This window comes from Aerolutibacter ruishenii, assembly GCF_007830115.1.
Taxonomy (GTDB): domain Bacteria; phylum Pseudomonadota; class Gammaproteobacteria; order Xanthomonadales; family Xanthomonadaceae; genus Aerolutibacter; species Aerolutibacter ruishenii.
This window is the reverse complement of record NZ_VLKP01000002.1, coordinates 377456-397071: the sequence shown is the minus strand read 5'-3', so window position 1 is coordinate 397071 and position 19616 is coordinate 377456. Positions and strand designations below refer to the sequence as shown.

Here is a 19616-nt window from a genome sequence, read left to right as displayed (position 1 = left end):
CGTCTGCTGATGGACAACCATCCACCGGTCAGACGCCCGCACAAGTCACCTGCGCATACTTTCAAAGATCGTGGACTTCAGCCTCAGCGCTTCGTCCTTTCCCGTCGCCACCGAAGTGCCCGAGGGAGCCGCACACTATACAGCAGTTTTGGATTCCGTCAACACCGCCAACCGAATCTTTTTCCTGCCGCCCCACCGCCGCGTTTCCGCCGGGTGGGTCAAACATTCTAGCAAGTCCGAACGCTTCGTCAACCACACGCTGCGTCGTTTTCCTGCCGCCCCGAAGGCGTTTCCGCCAACCGGGCCGCGCATCCTACAGCAGCGCCCGGATTCGTCAAGACCTTCCGGTGCCGCCCTGTTTCGCGCCCCGCCGGCTGCGTCCAAACACCGTCAGCGGGGCGCGCATTGTGCACATGCACATCGCGATTGGGAAGGGGGTTGACGCAGGTATTCGGGCGTTGGCGCCAGGCGCCGTTGATTGGCCTCCATGCGCCAACGGACGGTGCCGCTACGGGAGCGGTTCTGACGGCCCCGCCCGTGCAACCACTGGCCAGGCCACTTGTTTGTCGCGCCCTCAATGGCCTGCAGTTGCTCCCGGTGCCAATGTGGCGTTACACCATGACCCGGGCCGCCCCCAGGGCGGGCGCAGCCGCACGGGGCCAGTGCCACGGCCACTTTTGCGGCAGGGCGCAACACACGAGCGCCACCCGGAGGTGGCGCCCACTGCCTGCTCTTGCGGAGCTGAAAGCCCCTTGGTTGTCGCCCGGGGGTCGGCTAGGCCTGAACCAGCCTCACACGCGCAAACGTGCGCTTTCCGACGGCCAACACGCCCTCGAACCCGGGCATGAACAGGCGCTGCGCGTCCTCGATCACCTCGCCATCGATGCGCACCGCACGCTCCTTGAGCTTGCGGTTGGCCTCGGAGTTGCTGGGGGTCAGGCCGGCGGCGGTCAGCAACGCGGCGATGCGCAGGCCTTCGGCCGGCACGGCGACGTCGGTCAGCGGCAGCGTGGCGGTGTCGCCCTCGCCACGGACGGCGGCGTTCCAGCCGGCGACGGCGGTTTCGGCGGCGGCGGCGCCGTGGAAGCGCGCGGCCAGTTCACGCGCCAGGCGCAGTTTGAGGTCGCGCGGGTTGAGCTGGCCGGCCTCGATCTCGCGCTTGAGGTTTGCGGCCTCGGCGAGGGTGATCTCGAAGCTGAGCAGGTCGATCCAGCGCCACATCAGCACGTCGTCGATCTTCATGGTCTTGGTGACGATGTCGATCGCCGGCTCGTCGATGCCGATGTAGTTGCCCAGCGACTTGGACATCTTGTTGACGCCGTCCAGCCCTTCGAGCAGCGGCATGGTCAGTACGATCTGCGGCGACTGGCCATAGTGAGCCTGCAGGCCGCGGCCCATCAGCAGGTTGAACTTCTGGTCGGTTCCGCCGAGCTCGACGTCGGCCTGGAGCGCGACCGAGTCGTAGCCCTGCACCAGCGGATACAGGAATTCGTGCACGGCGATGGACTGCTGGGCGGCGTAGCGCTTGGCGAAGTCATCGCGCTCGAGCATGCGCGCCACGGTGTGCTGGGCGGCGAGCTTGATCATGTCGGCGGCGGACATCTGACCGAACCACTCGGAGTTGAAGCGCACCTCGGTGCGCGCCTTGTCGAGCACCTTGAACACCTGTTCGGCGTAGGTCTCGGCGTTGGCCAGCACGTCCTCGCGGGTCAGCGGCTTGCGGGTGACGTTCTTGCCGGTCGGGTCGCCGATCATCCCGGTGAAGTCGCCAATCAGGAAGATGACCTGGTGGCCGAGATCCTGGAACTGCCGCATCTTGTTCAGCAGCACCGTGTGACCGAGGTGGAGGTCCGGCGCGGTGGGATCGAAGCCCGCCTTGACCCGCAGCGGGCGGCCGAGTTTCAGCCGGGTCTCCAGCTCGTCTGGCTTGAGGATTTCCTCGGCACCGCGGCCGATCAGGTCGAGGGATTCTTGGACGGACACTTGGGCAGGCACGGGCGGGTCTCGCAACGGACGCCGAAACTGAATACGACGGCGGTCAAAGGTAACAGTTAATTGCACGTTAAATGGAGTGCGCGGCAAAAACCCCATCCGGCTCAAGGGTTTGACGCACAGTCCTAGCGTGATTATGGTACGCGCGTTACGCGCTTTTCACCTGCCGCGCGTAGGGGAGTACTGATGACCGACCACACCGCCGGCAAGGAACGTCGCGAACGCCTGAATGCCCTTCGCGAGGCTGCCTTGCATCGTCCGGTGTTGGCCCGGCATCTGGGCGACGGCTTTACTGGCCGCTGGTCGCGGCGGCATTGGGCGCATGCGAGCCTGTTCGCGACGATCGGCATGCTGGTCGCGGCCATCATTCCGGGACTGGACAAGCCGCTGACACTGGAACGCCCGCAGCATGCGGCGCGCCATTCGATGGCGTTGGCATTGCCGCCGCTGCCGCTGGCCCGGCTGCGTGGCACGCAGGGTGACAGCTGGCAGGTGGTGCGCGTGGAGCGCGGCCAGACACTGGGTGAGCTGTTCGAGGAGCTGGGTGTCCCCGCCGCGACCATGCACGCCATCCTTGGGCAGCAGGGCGCCAAGGAAACCCTGCGTCGCCTGAAGCCGGGCACCGAACTGGCCTTCGACCTGCCGGTCAATGGCTCGCTGCGCGGTTTCCGTTACGACCGCGACGCCACCCACCGGGTGGAAGTGGCGATCAACGGCGACACGGTCACACAGAAGGTGGTCGAGCGTCCGTCCCAGACCCGCACCGTGGTGATCAGCGGCGAGGTGGGCAAGTCGCTGTACCGTTCGGCGCGCAAGCAGGGCCTGAGCGCGAAGGCGATCAACACCCTGACCGACGAGATCTTCAAGTACGACATCGACTTCAACGAGGACGTCGGTGCCAAGGACCGCTACAGCGTGGTGGTCGAACAGACCTGGCGCGAAGGCGAACTGGTCGCGACCAGCCCGGTCCTGGCGGCGACCTTCACCGCAGGCGGCAAGCTGCACAGCGGCTTCCGCTTCGAGCGCAACGGCAAGCCGGAGTACTTCACGGCCGAGGGCCGGCCACTGAAGAAGAGCTTCATCCGCATGCCCATCCCGTATGCGCGCCTGACTTCGGGCTATGGCTCGCGCCGGCACCCGGTGCTGGGGCGCGTGCGCCAGCACAAGGGCGTGGACTACGCCGCCGGCACCGGTACGCCGATCATGGCCGCGGGCGATGCGCGGGTGAAGTTCGTCGGCTGGAAGGGTGGCTACGGGCGCGTGGTCCAGCTTGACCATGGCCGTGGCTACACGACGCTGTACGCGCACATGTCGCGCTTTGGCAAGTACAAGGCGGGCCAGCGCATCGCGCAGGGCTCGGTGATCGGCTACGTGGGCACGTCGGGGCTGTCGACCGGACCGCACCTGCACTACGAATTCCAGATCAATGGCGTGCACCGCAACCCGCTGTCGGTGACCATGCCGCCGCCGGAGCCGCTCAATGGGGCGGCGCTGACCGCGTTCCGCAGCTACACGCGCAATGCATTGGCCCGGATCCAGGAAGTCGAGGACGTGATCTACGCCGAAGCCGCGCCGTTGAAGGCGGACAAGGCGGTGGCCAGCAAGGACTCGCCGCGCAAGGCCGGCAAGTCGAAGGCCTGACCCGCTCCATGGCCGTCCATCGCGGGCCCGTGCGCGACCACGCCACGGGCCCTCGTTTTTTCATCGGGTTGATGTCCGGGACCAGCGCCGACGGGATCGACGCGGCGCTGGTGCACTTCGACGAGACCGCCGGCATGCCGCACGGCGCGCTGGTGGCGGGTCGCACTTATGCCTGGGCCGCGGACCTGCGCGAGCGCCTGGTGGGCATCGGGCAAGGCGGACGGGTCGATTCGCTGGATGAGGTGGGCACGCTGGACGTGCGCCTGGGCGAGGCCTTCGCCGAGGCGGCCCTGGCGTTGCTGGCCGAGGTGGGCGTGGACGCGGACGCCATCACCGCGATCGGCTCGCATGGCCAGACCCTGCGCCACCGTCCCGCAGGCGCGGCGTTTGACGGGCAGCATCCATTCACGATGCAGCTGGGCGATGGCAACGTCATCGCCGAACGCACGGGGATTGCCACCGTGGCCGATTTCCGCCGTCGCGACGTGGCGGCGGGCGGACAGGGTGCTCCGTTGGTCCCCGCCTTCCACGCGGCCGTGCTGCACGACGGCGGCGAAGACCGTGCCGCGCTCAACCTGGGCGGCATCGGCAACCTCACCCTGCTGCCGGCGGCTGGCGTCGTGCGCGGCTTCGACACCGGCCCGGCGAACGCGCTGATGGATGCGTGGTGCCAGCGGCACTTTGCGCAGGCCTTCGACCACGACGGGAAGCTGGCCGCACGCGGCACGGTGGACGCAGGGCTGCTGGAGCGGTTGCTGGACGAGCCGTGGTTCGCGCTGCCGCCGCCCAGGAGCACCGGGCGCGAACAGTTCCACCTGGACTGGGTGGACGCGCGGCTGCGCGGTGGCGAAGGCGCGGAGGACGTGCAGGCGACCTTGCTGGAGCTGACCGCCGTGACGGTGAGCCAGGCGCTGCGACGTGAACAGCCGGACACCCGGCGCGTGCTGGCCTGCGGGGGCGGCGTGCGCAATGGTGCATTGATGGCGCGGATCGCGCAGTTGCTGCCGGGCGTGGAGATGGTGTCCACCGCCGCGTTCGGACTGGACCCGGATTACGTCGAGGCCATGGCCTTTGCCTGGTTGGCGCGGCAGACGCTGGCAGGCGCACCCGGCAACCTGCCGGCGGTTACCGGCGCGCGTGGGCCGCGCGTGCTGGGGACGGTCTACCCGGCCTGATCGCCGCTGGCGCGTCCGATCAGCGAAAACCCGGGGTCATCGGGGATGCCTTCCAGTGCGGCGATGGCGGACTGCAGGATGCCGGCGTCAGCGTCGTTGAGGCTGGGTTCGCCCCGCGGCTCAACGGCGAACAGCCCGTGTTCGACCAGGTGGCGGATGGCCACGGCGTCGCTCCACCCACGCGCCTGCGCAACGCGCCGGATGCGTTCGAGCAGCACCGCATCGAGTTGGATCTGCAGGGTTTCGCTCATCGGGACGGTCCTGGTTCGCGCCTAACATAACCGGATTGAATCCCGCTCGCACGGGACGCCGTCACGCATGCGACAGGGGCTTCGCGGGGACAGCGGCCCACGCTATGGTGGCCCCTTCTCCATCCGATCCAGACCCGATGACCGACGCTGCCCAACCCACCCGCACCCGCTCCGGCGTGTTGGAAGCGATTCGTCCCTACCTGGAGCGTGCGCCGCTGGCGGCGTTGCTGCTGGGCATCTCTTCCGGCTTTCCGTACGCGATGATCGGCGCGACGCTGACCACGCGCCTGGCGCAGGACGGCATCAGCAAGAAGAGCGTCACGGCCTTCTCGCTGGCGTTCCTGGCGTACAACCTGAAGTTCCTGTGGGCACCCGCGGTGGACCGCGTGCACCTGCCACTGCTGCACCGCCTGGGCCAGCGCCGTTCGTGGCTGCTGCTGGCGGCGGCGATGGTGGCCGCGTCGGTGGTGTTCCTGGGCGTGGCCGACCCGAACACGTCATTGCAGACGGTGGCCATCGCCGCCGTGCTGGTGGGCGTGTCGGGCGCTACGTTCGACATCGTGATCGACGCGTACCGCATCGAGATCCTGGAGCCGCGGCAACTGGGCGTGGGCTCGGGCATGTCGCAGTACGGCTGGCGCATCGGCTCGGTCACCGCCGGGGCACTGGCCCTGCTGGTCTCCGCACGCGCCGGCTGGACCACCGCCTACGTGCTTTGCGCGGCGTTCGTGGTGCCGGCGGTGGTGGCGGTGCTGTGGCTGGGGGAGCCGTCGCGCCATCGCGAACCGATGGCCAAGCGCGGACTGGCCGCGATGCTGGCCTCGGTAACCGGACCGCTGACCGAATTCTTCGCCCGACGCGGGGCGTGGCTGGTGTTGCTGTTCGTGATGCTGCACAAGATCGGCGACACGCTGGCGAACCTGACGCTGCGGTTGCTGCTCGATGACCTGGGCTTCAGCAACGAGGAGATTGCCACCTACGACGTGGGCTTCGGTTTCTTTGCCTACCTGATCGGCATCTTCCTGGGTGGCATGCTGTATTCGCGGCTGGGCATGAAGCGCGCGGTACTGCTCAGCCTGGTGCTGATGGCGGTGTCCAACCTGTCCTTCGCCTGGCTGGCCGCGACAGGACACAGCAACGCATTGCTCGCCTTCACCATCTGCTTCGAGAACGTGGCCAGCGGCATCGGCGGCGTGGCGGTGGTGGCCTACCTGTCGGCGCTGTGCAACCTGTCTTTCACCGCTTCGCAGTTCGCGCTGTTGTCGGCAGCGGCGTCCGTGGTCGGGCGCATCGTCACCGGCACCACCGCCGGTGGCCTGATCGAGACGATGGGCTACGTGGAGTTCTACCTGCTGACCACCCTGGTGGCATTGCCGGGCGTCGCGCTGTTTGCGTGGATGTCACGGCGCGGGCTGGTCGATAGCGCGATCGCCGAGTCGGATGTGCGTGCCGTGGCCTGACCGCCGGCATGGCCTGTGTGGCCATGGACCGGCCACCGCTCCTCAGAGGTCGTAGTCGACCGTAAACGGCGCGTGGTCGGAGAACCGCGGCTCGCGCAGGATCGAACAGGCGCGCAGTTTGTCGCGCAGGCCCGGCGTCACCAGCTGGTAGTCGATGCGCCAGCCGACGTTGTTGGCGCGCGCCGCGCCGCGGTTGCTCCACCAGGTGTAGTCCTGGCCCCCGGGGTGCAGTGCGCGGTAGGCATCGACCCAGCCGCGGCCATTGGCCGGGTCAGCGGCATCGGCCACGTCCGCGCACAGTCCGTTGAGCCAATCGCGCTCGGGCGGCAGGCAGCCGGAGTTCTTCTGGTTGCCGGTCCAGTTCTTGATGTCGAGCCGGCTGCGCACGATGTTCCAGTCGCCGCACAGCACGTACTCGCGGCCACTGCGCAGCCAGCCGTCGAGTACCGGCTTGAGCCAGTCCATGACGTCGAACTTGAACCCCTGGCGCTCCTCGCCCGATGAACCGGACGGGATGTAGAAGCTGACCACGCTCAGGTTGCCGAAGCGTGCCTCGATGTAGCGACCCTCGTCGTCGAACGAGGGTCGACCCAGCGACGTGATCACCGCGTCGGGTTCGCGGCGCGCGTAGATCGCCACGCCGCTGTAGCCCTTTTTGGTGCTGGCGTCCTTGTAGAAGCAGTGGTGGCCATCGGGGCGGAACTGCGGGTCGCCCAGCTGCGACTCCTGCGCCTTGGTCTCCTGCAGGCACAGCACGTCGGCGTCCTGCTGGCGGAACCAGTCGAAGAAGCCCTTGCTGGCCGCCGAGCGGATGCCGTTGGCATTGAAGCTGATGATCCGCACGTGCGCGACCCTGCTGGATGGACGACGCGGGAAGGGTACCGGAAGCGCCGGGTGGCGAAAACCGCCGCTTCGCCCGACACTATGGGAATGAGCGATCACCGTACCCGTTTCCTCGAGCTGGCCCTGCGCGCCGACGCGCTGCGGTTTGGCGAGTTCACCCTGAAATCCGGCCGACACAGCCCGTACTTCTTCAACGCCGGGCAGTTCAATTCCGGTGCGACCCTGGCCGAACTGGCCCGCTGCTACGCCGATGCGGTGGACGCGGCCGGCGTGGCATTCGACCTGCTGTTCGGGCCGGCCTACAAGGGCATTCCGCTGGCCACCGCGCTGGCGTGCGAGTACGCGGGTCGCGGCCGCGACCTGCCGGTGGCCTTCAACCGCAAGGAAGCCAAGGCGCACGGCGAGGGCGGCACGCTGATCGGGGCGCCGCTGGCCGGTCGCCGGGTGCTGATCGTGGACGACGTGATCACCGCAGGCACCGCGATCCGCGAGGCGCTGGCCATCATCGCCGGGGCCGGCGGCCAGGTGGCCGGCATCGTCATCGCGCTGGACCGCCAGGAGGTGGCCGGCGGCGCGACCCTGGCGGCGGACCAGATCCGACGTTCCGCGGCACAAACCGTCGCCATCGAACAGGGCCTGCCGGTGGTGGCGGTGGCGACCCTCGGCGACCTGCTGGCCTATACCGGCGGTAGTGCGACGCTGGCCACGCAGCGGCAGCGCCTGCTGGCGTACCGTGAGGCCTATGGCTGCGACACATGACGCAGGCTGGGCGGAGCACAACAGTTGGCGCGATTCTTGCGATGGGTAATTGAAACCGGTTGCCGTGGACGGCGGCGGGAATGTGATGGCGGCAGGGGGCCAACATGAACACCACGAACATCGCGCTGCTCGCTGGAATGCTGGCGGCACTGTCCATTGCACCGGCCGCGGCCCAGCAGGCCGGCGGCAAGAAGCTGTACTGCTGGAACGAGAATGGCCGCAAGGTCTGCGGCGACGCCTTGCCGGCCAGCGCCGCCGATGCAGCGCGCACCGAGATCAGCGCCAGGAGCGGCCTGAAAACCGGCCAGGTGGCCCGCGCGTTGACCGAAGCCGAGCGCGCCGCTGCCGGCCAACAGGCCGAGGCTGATCGCCTGTCGGCCGTCGCCGAGGAAGAACGCGTCCGCCGCGAGCAGGCGATGGTGGAGTCGTATACCACCGAGGAAGAACTGATGCGCGCTTTCGAGCATCGCATCACCTTGCTGGACGAAACCGTGAAGGCGTCGTCGCTGGGGATCACCGGGCTGCGCCAGAGCCTGGTCAGCCTGCTGCGGCGCGCAGGCGAAGCGGAACTGGCGGGCAAGCCCGTGCCGGCACCGCTGACGGCGTCGATCCAGAGCCAACACCAGCAACTGGTCCGACAACAGGCCATGCTGGTGCGCCAGCGCGAGGAACGGGCAACCATGGATGCCGAACTTGCCGGGGCGCTCAAGCGCTACCGCGAACTGAAGATGCCTGCCACGCCGCCAGCCGAGGGCTGAACGAAACGCCGACGACGCTCGTCACGGCGGATCACCACGCCTCGCGACTTTGCGGGGCGGCGCTGCCCCGGTTGACCGGAAAGCGCCCTTCGACTCACGCGGACAACCGGGGACGCCCGTGCGCGCGCTCCCTGAGGCCGGCCAGCGGCACCGCCGCCTCAGAACGGCAGCGCCAGATCCGGCTTGATCGCCAGCAGCTGCTCGCGGAAATTCGCCTTGATGCGCGCCATGGCCGCGTCGTTGTCCGCGTCGAAACGCATCACCAGGATTGGCGTGGTGTTGGACGCGCGCACCAGGCCCCAACCGTCCGGCCAGTCCACGCGCAGCCCATCGATGGTGGACAATCGCGCCCCCTCGAACCTGGCTTGGGCAACGAAATGCTCGACGAAGACGTGCGGGTTTCCGTCCGGCGCATCAACCTTGATCTCGGGTGTGGCGATGCCGGTGGGCAGCGCCGCCAGCGTTGCGGTAGGCGTTCCCGGCTTGCCCGCCAGTATCTCCAGCAGGCGCGCGGCCGCGTAGATGCCGTCGTCGAAGCCGTACCAGCGTTCCTTGAAGAAGAAGTGCCCGCTCATCTCGCCGGCCAGTTCGGCCTCGGTCTCGCGCATCTTGGCCTTGATCAGCGAATGCCCGGTCTTCCACATCAGCGGGCTGCCACCGTGGCGCAGGATGTGCCCGGGCAGGCGCCCCGTGCACTTCACGTCGTAGATGATCTGCGCGCCGGGGTTGCGCTCCAGCACGTCGGCGGCGAACAGCATCAACAGCCGGTCGGGGAAGATGTTCTCGCCATCGCGGGTGACAACACCCAGGCGGTCGCCATCGCCGTCGAAGGCGATGCCCAGGTCCGCATCCAGCCGTTGCACGATGCCGATGAGGTCCTCCAGGTTATGCGGCTCGCTGGGATCGGGATGGTGGTTGGGGAAGGTGCCGTCGATCTCGCAATACAACGGCGTAACTTCCGCGCCGATGGCACGCAGCACGCGCGGGCCAAGATCGCCAGCCACGCCGTTGCCGGCATCCACGACCACGCGCAACGGCCGTTCCAGCTGCACGTCGGCGGCGATGCGCTCGACGTAGTCCTCGCTGATCTCGCGGTGCTGCAGCTGTCCGGGGGTGGACGCCATGTGCAGGCGCTCGCCGACAATGCGCTGGTAGAGGTCGGTGATGGTGTCACCTGCCAGCGTCTCGCCGCCGATGACGATCTTGAATCCGTTGTAATCCGGCGGGTTATGGCTGCCCGTGACCGACACGCACGAACCCGCACGCAGGAAGTAGGCACCGAAGTACACCAATGGCGTGGGTGCCATGCCGATATCGATGACGTTGCAGCCCGCCTTGCGCAGGCCGTCGATCAAGCCTCCCGCCAGGTCGGGGCCGGACAGGCGGCCATCACGCCCGACCACGATCTCGACCAGGCCCTTTTCGTGCATCACCGTGCCGATGGCCTGGCCAACCTGCGTCGCCACGCCGACGTCGAGGGTGGTGCCGACCACGCCGCGGATGTCATAGGCGCGGAAAATGCCCGGGTCCACGACCAGCCCGCCCGGCGCGGTTGCGGGCCGTGACTCGGTGGGCGCAGGCGACGCAGCGGCGGGGGCCGGCACGGCCACGTCGGCCAGCGTCAGCTCCGCCTCGGGCTCCACGTCCTCGTCCCCACCCTTGCGCCGCCGGAGGGTGGGCGCGCGCCACGCCGCCAGCGCCAACAGCAGGAAACCCGCCGCCGCGCCCAGGCACGCGATCGCACCCAGGCCGAAGGGCCCCCCGGCCACGTCGGGCACGGCGGCGGCCACGCGCAGGTCGCTGCCGGGGATCTTGGCCGCCATGGCTTCGGCGCCGGTGTTGAGTTCCGCGTCGCCGCGTTCGACCACGCTGTGCCCGCCCTGGCGCAGGGCCAGGTAGCTTCCCTCGTCGATGGCCGCCTGTTCGACCGCACCGGCGACACGGTTGGCCGGGAGCAGCACACTGGCCACGCCGATGGCCACGCCGCCCAGCGGCACCGGTGCGGCCAGCGCCAGCTGGTTGCCACCGCCTTCCTTCACGATGGCGACCACCGGCTTGTCGGCGAGCAGCGCCGACTCCTGGGCGGCCAGACGGCCATAGCCGACCTTGCCGCCGCCGGCCAACCCTGCGTACGCGGCGTCAAGATCGATCGGTTGGACACTGGCGCCGGTGGCTTCTGGCCAACCCTTGGCCAACTCGGCGCTGGCGGTGGCAAAGTCGCCGGCGGTCAGCGCGGTCAGGAAGGCCGGCTTGCCCACCTGTTCGACAAGACGCGTGGTGTCGGCGGCAATCGCGGACTGCGCCTGTTGCACGGCCGTGTCCCGCGCCTGCTGGACAGCGATCCGGCGCGCACCGTCGCGGTACTGTTCCCAGCCGCTCCAGCCGAACCATGCGGCGAACAGCAACGAGCCCACGATCACCGCTGGCAGCGCCGGCTTGAGTTGCGCCAGCGACAGCTGCGGGCGTTCGATCTTGATGTCCACCATGTGCTTCCCCTGTCAGCGCACGCCGGAGTGGCCAAAGCCGCCCGCGCCACGCGCGCTGGTTTCAAATTCCTCGACCACCTGCAACGTCGCCCGCACGATCGGCAGCACGACGAGCTGGGCGATGCGATCCCCCGGTTGCATCGTAAAAGCCTCGCGTCCGCGATTCCACACGCTGATCATCAACGGCCCCTGGTAATCGGCGTCGATCAGGCCCGTGCCGTTGCCGAGCACGATGCCGTGTTTGTGGCCCAGCCCGGAGCGCGGCAGGATCACCGCGCACAGCGTCGGGTCGCCGACATGGATGGCCAACCCTGACGGGACCAGCGCAGTATCGCCCGGCTGCAGGGTCAGCGGCGCATCCAGCGCGGCGCGCAGATCGAGGCCGGCACTGGCCGGCGTTGCGTACTCGGGCAGCGACCACTCGGAACCGAAACGCGCATCGAGGATCTTCAATTCGAGGGTGTGGTGCATGCGGTCCTGTCAGGGGGCCTGGAGGTGGGTACGGGGTCGGTCACGCCGGCCAGCAGGCGGCGCGGCGTGGGCGGGCAAGCGGTCATCGGGCGTGCGGCTCAGGCTTCTGCCAGCCGTGCGGCGACAAGGTCGAGCAGTTCGTCCGCCAGCTGCGGCTTGGGCGCAGGGCCGAGCGCGGTCTCGCCGTCGGCGGCATATACCACCAGTGCGTTGTCGTCGGATTCGAAACCGCTGCCCTCCACGCCGACCCGGTTGGCCGCGATCAGGTCGACCTTCTTGTTGACCAGCTTGCCGCGCGCGTAATGCGCCACGTCGTGGGTCTCGGCGGCAAAACCGACCACCAGCCGCGGACGCAGCGGGTGCGCGGCGACGTCGGCCAGCACGTCGGCGGTGCGCACCAGCTCCAGCACCAGGGTGTCCTGGCCGGGCTGCTTCTTGATCTTGCCAGCCGCCATCTGCCGTGGGGTGTAGTCGGCGACGGCGGCGGCGCCGATGTACACATCCGCCGGCAACGCCCCCAGCACCGTGGCGTGCATCTGCGCGGCCGACCGAACGTTGATGCGGCCCACGCCGGCCGGCGTGGGCAGGCTGACCGGTCCGGCCACCAGCACCACCTCGGCACCGCGTTGCGCCGCCGCCCCGGCGATGGCAAAGCCCATCTTGCCGCTGCTGCGGTTGCCGATGAAGCGCACCGGGTCGATGTCCTCGAAGGTCGGCCCGGCGCTCACCACGATGCGCCTCCCGGCCAGCGGCGAGGTCGCGCTCATGGGCGTCCCCGCAGGGGTGTCGCGGCCAGGCCGGCGACGATATCGACAGGCTCCATCAGCCGGCCTTCGCCGGTCTCGCCGCACGCCTGTCCGCCGCTGCCCGGACCCAGCACACCCGCGCCGCGCTGCCGCAGCGTGGCCATGTTGGCTTGCGTGGCCGGATGCGCCCACATCAGCCGGTTCATCGCCGGCGCGACGAACAGCGCGGCATCGCTGGCCAGGCACAGGGTGCTGACCAGGTCATCGGCGAAGCCGTGCGCCAGCTTGGCCAGGGTATTGGCGGTGGCCGGGGCGACCACGATCCGGTCGGCCCAGCGCGCCAGTTCGATGTGGCCCATGGCGGCCTCGGCGGCCTCATCCCACAGCGAGGTACGCACCGGTCGTCCGGACAGCGCCTGGAAGGTGGCGGCGCCGACGAAGCGCTGCGCGTTTTCGGTCATCGCCACCTGCACCTCGGCTCCGGCGTCGCGCAGGCGGCGCACCAATTCGGCCGCCTTGTACGCGGCAATGCCGCCGCAGACGCACAGCAACACGCGCTGCCCATGCAGCGACCCGGACGGGGCGGGCGTTTCGTCGGTCATGGACGGGGCGATTTCCTACCGATAAGCAGGGTTTAGCTTACCCGATGCCGCTCAGTCCCCCGATGGCATGGCCGCGCCGGCCGCCGGATGCTGGTGCCATGCACATTCGAGACTGGCCCGCGGCGGAACGACCGCGGGAAAAACTGCTGGCGCGCGGCGCCGGCGCCCTCTCCGACGCCGAGCTGCTGGCGATCTTCCTCGGCTCCGGCCTGCGCGGACGGGACGCGGTGGCCACCGCGCGCGACCTGCTGGCGGCGCACGGTCCGCTGCGCCCATTGCTGGAACGCTCGCCCAATGCGCTGGCCAAGTTGCCCGGACTGGGCCCCGCACGGGCCTGCGCCCTGGCCGCAGCACTGGAACTGGGGCATCGCCATCTGTGCGCCGAACTGCAGCGCGGCGAAACCATGACCGACCCGCAGGCGGCCGGCCGCTACTTCGCCCAGCGCCTGCGCGGTCGCCCGCACGAGGTGTTTGCGGTCTTGTTCCTCGACACCCGCCATCGCGCGCTGGGATTCGAGGAGCTGTTCCAGGGCACCTTGGACGGCGCCGAGGTGCATCCGCGGGTGGTGGTGCAACGGGCATTGGCGCTGAACGCGGCGGCGGTGATCGTGGGCCACAACCACCCCAGCGGCAATCCCGAACCGTCGGCGGCGGACCGGGCGGTGACCGCGCGGCTGAAGCAGGCGCTGGCGCTGGTCGACCTGCGCCTGCTCGACCACTTCGTCATCGCCGATGGGCCGCCGGTGTCGCTGGCCGCGCGCGGCTGGGTGTGAGTCAGCAAAACCCGGTTAAAATGCCCGGTTCCCGCTGCAACTCCCCGGATACTCCGTGAAAGCCACCCTCCGCGACCAGGTGGCGCAGGCCATCGATGCGCTGCGCGCCGCCGGCACCCTGCCGGCCGACCTCGACACGCCCGACTTCGTGATCGAGCGCCCCAAGTCGCGCGCGCAGGGTGACTTCTCCACCAACGCCGCGATGCTGCTGGCCAAGCCGGCCAAGTCCAATCCGCGCGCGATGGCGCAGGCGCTGCTGGACGCGCTGCCGGCCAGCGACGACATCGCCAGGGTGGAGATCGCCGGGCCGGGCTTCATCAACTTCCACGTGGCCGAAGGCGCGTGGCGCCGGCAGATCGCCCAGGTGCTGGCACAGGGCGAGGCCTACGGCCGCAACACCAGCGGCGAAGGCCGCGTGGCGGGCGTGGAGTACGTGTCGGCCAACCCGACCGGCCCGCTGCACGTGGGCCACGGCCGCGCCGCGGTGATCGGTGACTGCATCGGCCGCGTGCTGGCCGCCAACGGCTGGCACCTGAAGCGCGAGTTCTACTACAACGATGCCGGCGCGCAGATCAACAACCTGGCCATCTCGGTGCAGGCGCGCGCGCAAGGCCGCGGCCCCGATGACGCTGGCTGGCCGGAGGATGGCTATCGCGGCGACTACATCGTAGACGTAGCCAATGCCTACCTGCGCGGCGACAGCGTGGAGGTCGAGGGCCACGTGGTCACCGGCGCCAGGGATGCCGACAACCTCGACGCCATCCGCGCCTTCGCCGTGGCTTACCTGCGCCGCGAGCAGAACGCCGACCTGGCCGCGTACGGTGTCGGCTTCGACGTGTACTTCCTCGAATCGTCGCTGTACACCGACGGCAAGGTCGAGGAGGCCGTGCGCGAGCTGATCGCCCACGGCCACACCTACGAGGAAGGCGGCGCGCTGTGGCTGCGCAGCACCGACTTCGGTGACGACAAGGACCGCGTGATGCGCAAGTCCGACGGCACCTACACCTACTTCGTGCCCGACGTGGCCTACCACCTTAGCAAGTGGCAGCGCGGCTACGTGCGCGCGATCACCGAGCTGGGCGCCGACCACCACGGTTCGCTGGCGCGCGTGCGTGCCGGCCTGCAGGCGCTGGACTGCGGCATCCCGCAGGGCTGGCCGGAGTACGTGCTGCACCAGATGGTCACGGTGATGCGCGGCGGCGAGGAAGTGAAGCTGTCCAAGCGCGCCGGCAGCTACCTGACCCTGCGCGACCTGATCGACGAGGTCGGGCGCGATGCGACGCGCTGGTTCCTGATCGCGCGCAAGCCCGACTCGCAACTCACCTTCGACATCGACCTGGCGCGCAGCCAGTCGCTGGACAACCCGGTGTACTACGTGCAGGTCTCGCACGCGCGCATGTGCGGGCTGGAGCGCAAGCTGCGCGAGCAGGGACTGGCGTTCGACGCGGCCAATGGCCTGGCGCAGCCGCTGGACGTGGACGATGCCGCCGCGCACGAACTGGTGCAGACCCTGTTGCGCTACCCGGACGTGGTCGCAACGGCCGGCCGCGACCTGGAGCCGCACCAGATCGCCGCCTACCTGCTGGAACTCGCGCAGACGTTCCAGACGTATTACAACGATCACCAGTTCCTGGTCGACGACGCCAACGTGCGCGACGCGCGCCTGGTGCTGGCGATGGCCACCCGCCAGGTGCTGGCCAATGGGTTGGGTTTGCTGGGCGTCAACGCCCCCGAGGTGATGTGAATGGCGGCACGACGCGGTAAATCGCAGGCACGGCGCAGCGGCGGCAACAGCGGCGGCCTGCCCGGTTGGGCCTGGCTGGTGCTCGGCGTGGTGCTCACGATCATCGTGGTGATGGTGGCGCCGAAACTACTGAAGGGCGAAGGCGATGCTTTCCTGCGCCCGCACGCCAACCCGGACGCGCAACCAACCCCGGTGGTGGTGGACAACGACGAGTTGTTGCCCGCCGACGAGACGCCCGCGACGCCCAAGCCGGGCAATGCCGAGGCCGAGCCTGCGGATGGCCAGGCCCGGAACCCCGAATACGACTTCTACACCCTGCTGCCGGGCAAGGAGGTGCCGATGACCGATGCCGAACTCGCGGCCACCGAGCGCGCCGAAGCCGAACGCCAGGCGCGCCAGCGACAGCAGGAAGCAGCGGCAGCGCCATCGGCAAGCACCGCGGGGGCCACGACGGTGGTGACGGGCACGGCAACCGTTGCGCCAGGCGCCACGACCGCCACGCGCACGGAACCGCTGCCCAAGCCGGTCAGCGACGGCGACGCGCCGACGCGCGCCGCGACCCCCCATCCGGCCGGCACCGACGCCGCGCCGGGGGCGAGCACGGCCAAACCCACCGCTACCGGCGACGATACCCGCTACCTGCTGCAGGCCGGTGCGTTCCAGGCGTCGGGCCAGGCGGAAGAACTGAAGGCGAAGATCGCGATGCTCGGCTTGGGGGCACGGGTGGAGGCGGCCCAGATCAAGGGCCAGACCGTCTATCGCGTGCGCATGGGGCCGTATGGCACCGCCAGCGAGCTGGCCGAAGCCAAGCGCAAGCTGTCGGCCGGTGGCCTGACCGCAATGGCGATCAAGGTGGAATAAGCACCACGGGGGTGGATTGGAGCGGGTTGCCACGCCATCCCGAACCCGCCCACACCACCCTCAATCCTGCGACGGCTTTTCCCGCTTGAGCGTGATCAACGCCGAGGTATCCGCCTCGCCCTGCCCGCGCTCCACGAGCTCGGCGTAGTCCGCCGCGGCCTGGTCGATGGCGGTGGTGCGGATGCCCGCGTTGGCCGCAATGCCCTGCACGATGCGCAGGTCCTTGAGCATGTGCACGCACTTGAAGCCCGGCGTGAACTCGCCGCGCATCATGGTCGCGCCACGCTTTTCCAGGAACCAGCTGTTGGCCGCACCGGCCATCAGGGTGGGCAGCAGCTTGTCCGGATCCAGGCCCAGCTTCTCGCCCAGCGCGAGGCCTTCGCACACGGCCTCGTTGATGCCGGCGACCAGCACCTGGTTGATCGCCTTGGTCGCCTGCCCCGCGCCGATGCCGCCCATGTGGGTGATGCGCGCGGCGTAGGCTTCGATCACCGGCCGGGCCTTCTCCAGCGCCGCTTCGTCGGCACCGAGCATCACCGACAGCTTGCCGTTGCGGGCGCCTTCCACGCCGCCGGACACCGGCGCGTCGATGAAGGCGATGTCGTGCGTGGCGAGCATGGCGGCGGCGCGGCGCGCGGTCTCCACCGACACGGTGGAGTGGTCGACGACGACGGTGCCGGCGCGCAGCACGTTGGCCAGGCCCTCGACGGTGGTGAGCACGTCGTGGTCCAGCGACACGCACAACGCGACCACGTCGCAGTCCGCGAAATTGTCGGTGGAGCGTGCGGCGCGCACGCCCAGCTCGGCGGCCAGGTCGTCGGCCTTGGACTGGGTGCGGTTGCCGACTGCGGTCAGCAGGCCCTTGGCGTGCAGGTGGCGGGCCATCGGGGCGCCCATTGCGCCCAGGCCGATGAATCCAACTTTCATGTGTTCTTCCCGTTGCGGCTCAGGCCAGCGGCGTGTCATCAAGATAGGTGTAGCCGGTCAGGCCGGTTTCCAGTGCAGCGTTGAGGCGCTCGGCCTCGTCCGCGGGCAAGTGCGCGGCGGCGACCTTGGCGCGGTACGCCGCGCGCAGGTCGTCGAGCTTGTAACCCACGTAATCGAGCATCACGTCGGTGGTGTCGCCACGGCGCTGCTGCACCAGCTTCACCGCATCGCCGTCCACGCGCACTTCCACTGCGTCGGTGTCGCCAAACAGGTTGTGGATGTCGCCCAGGATTTCCTGGTAGGCGCCGACCATGAAGAAGCCAAGGCGGTAGCTCTCGCCGTGCTTCAGCGCGTGGATCGGCATCGAGGTGTTGAGCGACTCGTTCTCCACGTAGGTGTCGATGCGGCCGTCGGAGTCGCAGGTCAGGTCGGCGATCACGCCACGGCGGGTGGGCGCCTCGTCCAGCCGCTCGATCGGCGCGATCGGGAATACCTGCTGGATCGCCCACACGTCGGGCATCGATTCGAACACGCTGAAGTTGACGAAATACTTGTCGACCAGGCGCTGGTTGAGTTCGTCGAGCACCGCCTGGTGGCTCTTCTCGCCCGGCTGCAGGCGCTCGCGCACGCCGTTGGCAATCGCATAGAACAGGTCGTCGATGCGCGCGCGGTGGACGAGGTCGATCTGGCCCAGTGCGTACAGCGACAGGCCCTCGCCATGGTGGTGCACGGCTTCGTGGAACAGCTCCACCGCCGGACGCGTGCCCAGCTCCTCATATATCTCGCGCAGGTGGCGGATCACCGCCGGCTCGTCGTCGTGCGCTTCGGGCACGCGGCCTTCGGGCGCCTGCTCCACTTCGGAGACGTTGGCGACCAGCACCGCGTGGTGCGCGGTCATCGCGCGGCCGCACTCGGTGACCACGCGCGGCGGGGTCAGCCCGTATTCCTCGCAGGCCTCGGCCAGCGGCTGCACGATGGTGCTCGCGTATTGCGCCACGCCGTAGTTGATCGAGCAGTAGCTGCGCGAACGCGTCCCCTCGTAGTCCACACCCAGGCCGCCGCCGACATCCATGTACTGGACCCTGGCGCCCAGCACCGACAGCTCGACGAAGTAGCGCACCGCCTCGCGCATGCCGTTGGCGATGTCGCGCACGTTGGAGATCTGGCTGCCCATGTGGAAGTGCAGCAGGCCCAGGCAGTCGCCCATGCCGGCGTCGCGCAGCTGCTTCCACAGGTCCAGCACCTGGCGGGGGCTCAGGCCGAACTTGGCCTTGTCGCCGCCGCTGTTCTGCCACTTGCCGGCACCGAGGCTGGCCAGGCGCATGCGCACGCCCAGGCCCGGCTTCACGCCCAGCGCCTTGGCCTCTTCCAGCACCAGCGCCAGTTCGGAGGGCTTTTCCACCACGATCCAGGTGTTGAGCCCGAGCTTGCGCCCGATCAGTGCCAGGCGGATGTACTCGCGGTCCTTGTAGCCGTTGCAGACGATCAGCCCGCCGGGCTGGCTCAGCGCCAGCACCGCCATCAGCTCGGGTTTGCTGCCGGCTTCCAGGCCGAAGCCGGTGTTGGCCGGGGCGTCGGCGCCGTTGGCGCCAACCTGCGCCAGCGTGCCGGCCACGCCCTGGTGCTGGTTGACCTTGATCGGGTACACGGCGGTGTAGCCACCCGGATAGTTCCACTCGGCCATGGCCCCGGCGAAGGCGCCCTGCAGCTTGCGCAGGCGCGCACCGAGGATGTCCGGAAAGCGCACCAGCAGCGGCAGCTTGGCGCCGTTGGCGCGCGCCTGGTCGACGATCTCGGGCAGCGCCACGGCGGGGCCGGCGTCGCCGCGTGGGCGCACGCTGATCCGGCCAGCCGCGTCCACGTCGTAGAAGCCCTCGCTCCAGTACGGGATCGAATAGGTCTGGCGGGCCTGATCAATCGACCAGTCGGACATCGGCGTGGCACCAAGGGGGGGTGGGGAGGCGCATTCTACCCCCCGACGGCCGGGGGGGTATGTGAGGCCATGGTCGTGCGACCCATTGCGGTTTGAACGAATGACGCGCGCAACACCACGCCCGCTGTCTTGAGCGGTGCCCTGGGCGGCCACTGGCGGCACGCTGCCAACTGTCCCAGCCTTCCGGGCGTTGC

Annotated in this window: 15 protein-coding genes and 1 pseudogene; 8 read left to right on the top strand and 8 right to left on the bottom strand. The window is 69.1% G+C overall.

The features are described 5' to 3' along the window. Positions 1 to 774 precede the first annotated feature (774 nt). Positions 775 to 1983, bottom strand: a complete 1209-nt coding sequence (tyrS, locus tag IP93_RS04020) for a tyrosine--tRNA ligase (RefSeq protein WP_242006727.1) — start codon at positions 1981 to 1983, stop codon at positions 775 to 777. A 195-nt stretch (positions 1984 to 2178) separates the two neighbouring features. On the opposite strand from tyrS, the gene IP93_RS04015 reads away from it, so the two are divergent. Together IP93_RS04015 and IP93_RS04010 are read left to right on the top strand one after the other, a co-directional pair. Next, positions 2179 to 3633: a M23 family metallopeptidase gene (locus tag IP93_RS04015; RefSeq protein WP_144812273.1), complete on the top strand. Its 1455-nt coding sequence runs from the start codon at positions 2179 to 2181 to the stop codon at positions 3631 to 3633. Positions 3634 to 3704: 71 nt separating this feature from the next. Continuing rightward, complete coding sequence (locus IP93_RS04010; RefSeq protein ID WP_144812271.1) at positions 3705 to 4808, top strand: anhydro-N-acetylmuramic acid kinase; 1104 nt, start codon at positions 3705 to 3707, stop codon at positions 4806 to 4808. Here the strand turns inward: IP93_RS04010 and IP93_RS04005 are convergent. After that, entirely contained in the window at positions 4796 to 5059 is a 264-nt protein-coding gene (locus IP93_RS04005; protein WP_144812268.1) for a hypothetical protein, read from the bottom strand. The genes IP93_RS04010 and IP93_RS04005 overlap by 13 nt on opposite strands. A 137-nt stretch (positions 5060 to 5196) precedes the next feature. Between IP93_RS04005 and IP93_RS04000 the strand changes: the two genes are divergently transcribed. Beyond that, the gene (locus IP93_RS04000) at positions 5197 to 6519 is read left to right on the top strand and encodes an AmpG family muropeptide MFS transporter (protein ID WP_144812265.1); all 1323 of its coding nucleotides are present in this window, start codon (positions 5197 to 5199) and stop codon (positions 6517 to 6519) included. Positions 6520 to 6561: 42 nt separating this feature from the next. Here IP93_RS04000 and IP93_RS03995 read toward each other — a convergent pair whose 3' ends face one another. Next, on the bottom strand, positions 6562 to 7362 hold the full coding sequence (locus IP93_RS03995) for an exodeoxyribonuclease III (protein WP_144812263.1): 801 nt from the start codon (positions 7360 to 7362) through the stop codon (positions 6562 to 6564). 87 nt (positions 7363 to 7449) lie between these two features. Here IP93_RS03995 and pyrE point away from each other — a divergent pair, with 87 nt between their 5' ends. Together pyrE and IP93_RS03985 are read left to right on the top strand one after the other, a co-directional pair. Then, positions 7450 to 8121, top strand: a complete 672-nt coding sequence (gene pyrE / locus IP93_RS03990) for an orotate phosphoribosyltransferase (RefSeq protein WP_144812260.1) — start codon at positions 7450 to 7452, stop codon at positions 8119 to 8121. Positions 8122 to 8225: 104 nt separating this feature from the next. Next, a complete protein-coding gene (locus tag IP93_RS03985) occupies positions 8226 to 8879 on the top strand; it encodes a hypothetical protein (RefSeq protein ID WP_144812257.1) in 654 nt (217 codons plus the stop codon). Positions 8880 to 9037: 158 nt separating this feature from the next. Here IP93_RS03985 and IP93_RS03980 read toward each other — a convergent pair whose 3' ends face one another. The 3 genes and pseudogenes from IP93_RS03980 to coaBC all read right to left on the bottom strand — a co-directional run bounded on the left by IP93_RS03980 (position 9038) and on the right by coaBC (position 13184). Next, on the bottom strand, positions 9038 to 11365 hold the full coding sequence (locus tag IP93_RS03980) for a phosphomannomutase/phosphoglucomutase (protein WP_144812255.1): 2328 nt from the start codon (positions 11363 to 11365) through the stop codon (positions 9038 to 9040). A 12-nt stretch (positions 11366 to 11377) separates the two neighbouring features. Continuing rightward, the gene (gene dut, locus IP93_RS03975) at positions 11378 to 11836 is read right to left on the bottom strand and encodes a dUTP diphosphatase (protein WP_144812252.1); all 459 of its coding nucleotides are present in this window, start codon (positions 11834 to 11836) and stop codon (positions 11378 to 11380) included. A gap of 98 nt (positions 11837 to 11934) precedes the next feature. After that, a pseudogene (gene coaBC / locus IP93_RS03970) lies at positions 11935 to 13184 on the bottom strand (bifunctional phosphopantothenoylcysteine decarboxylase/phosphopantothenate--cysteine ligase CoaBC). 98 nt (positions 13185 to 13282) lie between these two features. Here coaBC and radC point away from each other — a divergent pair. The 3 genes from radC to IP93_RS03955 are packed head-to-tail and all read left to right on the top strand — an operon-like array spanning position 13283 to position 16562. Beyond that, positions 13283 to 13957, top strand: a complete 675-nt coding sequence (gene radC, locus IP93_RS03965; RefSeq protein ID WP_144812249.1) for a RadC family protein — start codon at positions 13283 to 13285, stop codon at positions 13955 to 13957. 55 nt (positions 13958 to 14012) lie between these two features. Beyond that, complete coding sequence (argS, locus tag IP93_RS03960) at positions 14013 to 15701, top strand: arginine--tRNA ligase (protein WP_144812247.1); 1689 nt, start codon at positions 14013 to 14015, stop codon at positions 15699 to 15701. Beyond that, positions 15702 to 16562 carry an SPOR domain-containing protein gene (locus IP93_RS03955; protein WP_144812244.1) on the top strand — a complete coding sequence of 287 codons (861 nt, stop codon included), beginning with the start codon at positions 15702 to 15704 and terminating at the stop codon, positions 16560 to 16562. It begins immediately after the preceding gene. A 60-nt stretch (positions 16563 to 16622) separates the two neighbouring features. Here the strand turns inward: IP93_RS03955 and IP93_RS03950 are convergent, their stop codons facing one another. After that, entirely contained in the window at positions 16623 to 17528 is a 906-nt protein-coding gene (locus IP93_RS03950; protein ID WP_338419402.1) for an NAD(P)-dependent oxidoreductase, read from the bottom strand. After that, positions 17509 to 19422, bottom strand: coding sequence for an arginine decarboxylase (gene speA / locus IP93_RS03945; protein WP_144812238.1), 1914 nt, complete (start codon positions 19420 to 19422; stop codon positions 17509 to 17511). Before speA ends, IP93_RS03950 begins: the two co-directional genes overlap by 20 nt. Positions 19423 to 19616: the final 194 nt, after the last annotated feature.

Bases quoted from the DNA above. Each gene is read 5' to 3' on its own strand.
- IP93_RS03985 (WP_144812257.1), top strand. From the start codon at position 8,226: ATGAACACCACGAACATCGCGCTGCTCGCTGGAATGCTGGCGGCACTG.
- IP93_RS04015 (WP_144812273.1), top strand. From the start codon at position 2,179: ATGACCGACCACACCGCCGGCAAGGAACGTCGCGAACGCCTGAATGCC.
- dut (WP_144812252.1), bottom strand. From the start codon at position 11,836: ATGCACCACACCCTCGAATTGAAGATCCTCGATGCGCGTTTCGGTTCC.
- IP93_RS04010 (WP_144812271.1), top strand. From the start codon at position 3,705: ATGTCCGGGACCAGCGCCGACGGGATCGACGCGGCGCTGGTGCACTTC.
- IP93_RS04000 (WP_144812265.1), top strand. From the start codon at position 5,197: ATGACCGACGCTGCCCAACCCACCCGCACCCGCTCCGGCGTGTTGGAA.
- speA (WP_144812238.1), bottom strand. From the start codon at position 19,422: ATGTCCGACTGGTCGATTGATCAGGCCCGCCAGACCTATTCGATCCCG.
- IP93_RS03980 (WP_144812255.1), bottom strand. From the start codon at position 11,365: ATGGTGGACATCAAGATCGAACGCCCGCAGCTGTCGCTGGCGCAACTC.
- pyrE (WP_144812260.1), top strand. From the start codon at position 7,450: ATGAGCGATCACCGTACCCGTTTCCTCGAGCTGGCCCTGCGCGCCGAC.
- radC (WP_144812249.1), top strand. From the start codon at position 13,283: ATGCACATTCGAGACTGGCCCGCGGCGGAACGACCGCGGGAAAAACTG.
- IP93_RS03950 (WP_338419402.1), bottom strand. From the start codon at position 17,528: ATGACACGCCGCTGGCCTGAGCCGCAACGGGAAGAACACATGAAAGTT.
- IP93_RS03955 (WP_144812244.1), top strand. From the start codon at position 15,702: ATGGCGGCACGACGCGGTAAATCGCAGGCACGGCGCAGCGGCGGCAAC.
- IP93_RS04005 (WP_144812268.1), bottom strand. From the start codon at position 5,059: ATGAGCGAAACCCTGCAGATCCAACTCGATGCGGTGCTGCTCGAACGC.